At 57.5% G+C, this 4,344-nt stretch carries 5 protein-coding genes, 1 tRNA gene and 1 pseudogene; 4 read left to right on the forward strand and 3 right to left on the reverse strand.

Annotated elements, in window-relative coordinates:
• On the reverse strand, positions 1–626 hold a 626-nt coding region (locus FJ145_26500; protein ID MBM4264962.1), incomplete at its 3' end, for a hypothetical protein.
• A gap of 110 nt (positions 627–736) precedes the next feature.
• Here FJ145_26500 and FJ145_26505 point away from each other — a divergent pair.
• From FJ145_26505 to FJ145_26520, 4 genes are all read left to right on the forward strand, one after another.
• Entirely contained in the window at positions 737–1,915 is a 1,179-nt protein-coding gene (locus FJ145_26505; GenBank protein ID MBM4264963.1) for a phosphoglycerate kinase, read from the forward strand.
• On the forward strand, positions 1,912–2,679 hold the full coding sequence (locus tag FJ145_26510) for a triose-phosphate isomerase (protein MBM4264964.1): 768 nt from the start codon (positions 1,912–1,914) through the stop codon (positions 2,677–2,679). Before FJ145_26505 ends, FJ145_26510 begins: the two co-directional genes overlap by 4 nt.
• A 4-nt stretch (positions 2,680–2,683) precedes the next feature.
• Positions 2,684–3,100 carry a preprotein translocase subunit SecG gene (secG, locus tag FJ145_26515; protein ID MBM4264965.1) on the forward strand — a complete coding sequence of 139 codons (417 nt, stop codon included), beginning with the start codon at positions 2,684–2,686 and terminating at the stop codon, positions 3,098–3,100.
• A gap of 7 nt (positions 3,101–3,107) precedes the next feature.
• Positions 3,108–3,193: transfer RNA gene (locus tag FJ145_26520), tRNA-Leu, on the forward strand.
• Here the strand turns inward: FJ145_26520 and FJ145_26525 are convergent.
• Entirely contained in the window at positions 3,147–4,118 is a 972-nt protein-coding gene (locus FJ145_26525; protein ID MBM4264966.1) for a hypothetical protein, read from the reverse strand. The genes FJ145_26520 and FJ145_26525 overlap by 47 nt on opposite strands.
• Positions 4,119–4,220: 102 nt before the next feature.
• A pseudogene (locus tag FJ145_26530) lies at positions 4,221–4,344 on the reverse strand (DUF3596 domain-containing protein).

The raw sequence follows: 4,344 nt of genomic DNA on the forward strand, positions 1-4,344 counted from the left end.
ATCGCCGCCGCGAGGCCCACCGCGGTGGCGATCAAAGCTTCGGCGATGCCGGGCGCCACCGCTTGGATGCTCGATGTGTGAGTCGTGCTCAGGCCGCGAAAGGCATTCATGATGCCCCAGACCGTGCCGAACAGGCCAACAAACGGCGCCGTGCTCGCCGTGGTCGCCAAGAAGGTGAGCGACTTTTCCAGCTTGGTAATCTCCATGCTGGCGGCCCGTTTCATGGCGCGCGCGACGTTGTCGACGCCGCCTAGGTCGGTCGTCATCGCTTCGCCGGCGGGGTTCTCCTTCTTGCTGCGCGACACGCGGACCAATTCTTCAAAACCGGCGCGAAAAACCTGCGCCACCGGGCTGACGGTCAGCTCTTTGCTGGCTTCATGAATACTCGAGAGGTTGCGCCGCTCCCAAAATATTTCGACGAACTGGTCGGACTCTTTCTTGGCGCCGCGCACCTGTTTTAATTTGAAGAAAATAATGCCCCAGCTCACCACGGAAAAGAACACCAGCATGTACAGGACCAGCTGCACCACCAGCCCGGAACCTTTGATAAGATCCAATACTCCATGCTGTGGTGCGATGGCCGGTCCGTTCTGTGCCGACAGATAAAGCCACCAAAGAAATGCCATGAGGAGGATTCCGAAATGCTATTTGAGAAGTTAGTATAAGCCCTGTAGATAGTCAACATAGTTGGACGCAATTATACGTCATTGAAGAGAAATTTTGGCAGGTACAGTCAATGATTAGGAAACTCGCCGAGCTCGACTTGGCCAACAAGACAGTCTTCCTGCGGGTCGATTTCAATGTGCCGATCAAGGACGGCAAGATCACCGAGCCGCATCGTATTGAAAGTGCCATGCCGACGATTCGCGCGATTCTTAAGAGTGCCCGCAAGGTCATCGTTGCCTCCCACCTGGGCCGGCCCGATGGTCAAGTGGTCGCGAAGTACAGTCTGGCGCCGGTGCGCGACCATCTACAAAAAGCTCTAAACGAATCCGTCGCGCTTGCGCCCGACTGCGTCGGCGCCGCGGTGGAAAATCTCGTGCGCACGAGCAGCGAGCGCGTCGTGTTGTTGGAGAACCTGCGCTTTCACAAAGAAGAAGAAAAAAACAACGAGGCCTTTTCGCGCGCGCTGGCGGGGCTCGCCGACGCCTATGTCGACGATGCCTTTGGCGCCGCCCACCGCGCCCATGCCTCGATCTCCGGCATGGCCGCCTTTTTCAAACAAAAAGCCGCAGGCCTGTTGTTGCAGAAGGAGCTCGACTATCTTTCGCGTGCGCTTTCCAATCCCGACAAACCTTTCGTGACGATTCTGGGCGGCGCTAAAGTTTCCGACAAGATCGGCGTCATCAGAAACCTCCTGCCCAAAGTTGATAGTCTCCTGATCGGCGGCGGCATGGCCTATACGTTTCTCAAGGCCCAGGGCATAGATATTGGCAAGTCGTTGGTCGAAAGCGACAAAATTGACCTCGCCAAAGACTTGTTGCGCGAAGCGGCAGCGCACAACGTGTCGCTGCTGTTGCCCAGCGATCACGTCACCGGTGATAGCGAAAAGAAAAATCCCGCAACGACGGTGAAGAGTGTCCCCGCCGATCGCATGGGCCTCGACATCGGTCCGCAAACGATTGCTCAGTTCAATGCCGCGATCGCCAAAGCAAAAATGGTTTTATGGAACGGGCCGGTCGGCCTTTTTGAAGTGAAGCCCTACGACTCCGGCAGCAACGCGATTGCACAAACGTTGGCGGCCAATCATCCCAAGATTGTCAGCATCATCGCCGGCGGCGACACTGTTGCCGCAGTCGGCGCCGCGGGCGTGGAAGATAAGATTACCCATCTCTCCACCGGCGGCGGCGCGACCTTGGAATTTCTCGAGGGCAAGATCCTGCCGGGCATCAAAGCGCTTGAGGAACCCGCGTGAATACACCGCTAGTCGTCGGCAACTGGAAGATGCACGGCAGCCAGGCGGAGTGCGCCGCGTTGGCGCGTCAGATCGTTCGAGCCCTTGGTAAACAACGCGGCCAAAGCAGCGCGAGCGTGGTCATCGCCCCGCCGTTTACCGCTTTGACTGCGGCGGCGCGCGCGATCAAGAATAGCTCCGTCGGCCTGGCGGCGCAGAATTGCCACTGGGAAGAGCGCGGCGCCTTTACCGGTGAGGTAAGTCCAGTGATGTTGAGCGAGCTGGGCTGCGGCTATGTGATCTTGGGCCATTCCGAGCGCCGCCACATCTTTCATGAAACCGATTTGGAGATTCAAAAGCGGCTGGGCGCGGCGTTGCGCGCCGGCATGCGCGCGATTCTCTGCGTCGGCGAGACGCTCGATGAACGCCAAAGCGGTCAGACGTTTAAAGTCATCGGCCAGCAGCTGCGCATCGCGTTGAAGGGCATGGTCAAAGATGGTATAAACCAGGTCGAAATCGCTTACGAACCAGTGTGGGCCATCGGCACCGGCCAAAACGCAACGTCGACGCAAGTAGCACAGGTGCACAAGCGCATTCGGCAAGCGCTTGTAAAAGCCTTCGGGTCGGACGGTGAAACCGTGCGAATCCTTTACGGCGGCAGCGTCAAGCCCGAAAACGCCAAAGAACTAGCCGATACACCCGACGTCGCGGGTTTCTTAGTCGGCGGGGCGAGCCTGAAGGTCGAAACGTTTATGCCGATCGTCCGAGCTTTCTCGCATAAGTAAGTCTATGGTTATTGTAGTTACCATCATTCATGTCATCGTCAGCATCGGACTGATTCTGGTCGTTTTGCTGCAAACCGGCAAGGGAGCGGAAGTCGGCGCGGTCTTCGGCGGTTCGAGTTCAACCATCTTTGGCAGCAGCGGCGCGGGCAATTTTCTAACGCGCCTCACCACAGGGATGGCGATTGTGTTCATGATTACATCTCTAACGTTAGGCTATCTGTCTGGGCGCCGGTCTTCATCGACGATCTTTGATAGCCGGACACCGAGCGGACCCGCGGTCCCAGCAGCACCGGCAGCACCAGCGACCAAGTCTCAAGCTCCCGCCGCGACGCCGGCACCAGAGACGAAAGCGCAGAAACCCACAAAAGCTGCCCAACCGGCGGCGCCGCAACCAACGGAGCAAAAGGCCAAAGGTCAGTAACACCCATGCGAGGGTGGCGGAATGGCAGACGCGCTAGTTTGAGGGGCTAGTGCCGGAAACGGCGTGCGGGTTCAAATCCCGCTCCTCGCACCAACCCAACCAGCGGAAATTGTTCAAATCCCGCTGTTGACCCTGCGAAAGGTTTCGGTAAAGGTTTCGGTTTTGCCGCCAAAAGCGCCGCGTTTCCGAACCCGCTTGTGTCCCCCAGCCACTTCCCATAATTGCGGTAGATCACTTCCGGCGAGTTGCCGACATACTCGGCAATGCGCTTAGGGTTCTCCCCATGCGTGAGCATCACCGAGATGAACGTGTGCCGTGTGTGGTAGAAGTCCCGATGACGAATCTTAAGGGCCGTAAGCGCCCCTTGGAACTGCTCGCTAAACTTCCACTGATTGATCGGCTCGCCGCGCTGATCCGTGAAGATATAATCATCCGGCTGCGCCCGTAGCGGCTTAATCTGCGCCAGGTACTCAACCACGGGCCGCAGCAATTGAATCGACCGCCGGCTGTTGGCCGTTTTCGGCGCGCCCTCTTCGCCTTCTGTTCTGGACGTGGTAATTGACAGCATGCCGGTGCTCACATCGATGTCACGCCAACGCCTGGCGGTCAGTTCCGATGGCCGTTGCCCGCCCCAGAATAGCGCATAGACAAAGACAAACCCTTGTGGCCAGCTCTGCCAATACTTCTTGAAGAAATACTCAGTGATCTTGTCCCGCTCAGCTTCGGTAAACGGGTCAGGCTCCGCTGTAACCACGCGCGGCCACCATTCGCGAGGCAAATCAAGAAACGGGTTCTTGTCGATCTTTCCAAATGCTCTGGCGTCGCGAAAAAGCGCCTTTAGCGAAGCTCCGATCACGTTTTTGGCCGACTTGAGACTGATTTTCTTTTCCTCAATGAGATGTAACCGAAGGTCGCGGATATGGGTCACGCCGTAGTCGGAAAGCCGAACGTCCCCATGAAAGGGCAATATATGAACCGAGAAATGCGACCGATAGTTCCGCGCGCGGCTTTTTCTCACAAGCGGCGGCGTCTTTTCCTTGATCCACTCGTCGTAATAACTTCGCAAAGTCAGGACTTCCGCCGGCTTGATTTCCGGTGCGCCAAACTCGTGAGCCTTGTTGCCCTTGGGAAACCACTTCAAATAGTTGAACGTCCCGGCCTTGATCTGCTCGGTCATCTCGACTGCTTTACCTTCGGCCTTGAGGCGGTTCGTGGGTGTGTCGCGCCATGAGGTTCCCTGCCAG

The organism is Deltaproteobacteria bacterium, assembly GCA_016874755.1.
Classification (GTDB): domain Bacteria; phylum Desulfobacterota; class Binatia; order UBA9968; family UBA9968; genus DP-20.

Coding starts and splice junctions, on each gene's coding strand:
- FJ145_26505 (MBM4264963.1), top strand. CDS start 737: ATGATTAGGAAACTCGCCGAGCTCGACTTGGCCAACAAGACAGTCTTC.
- secG (MBM4264965.1), top strand. CDS start 2,684: ATGGTTATTGTAGTTACCATCATTCATGTCATCGTCAGCATCGGACTG.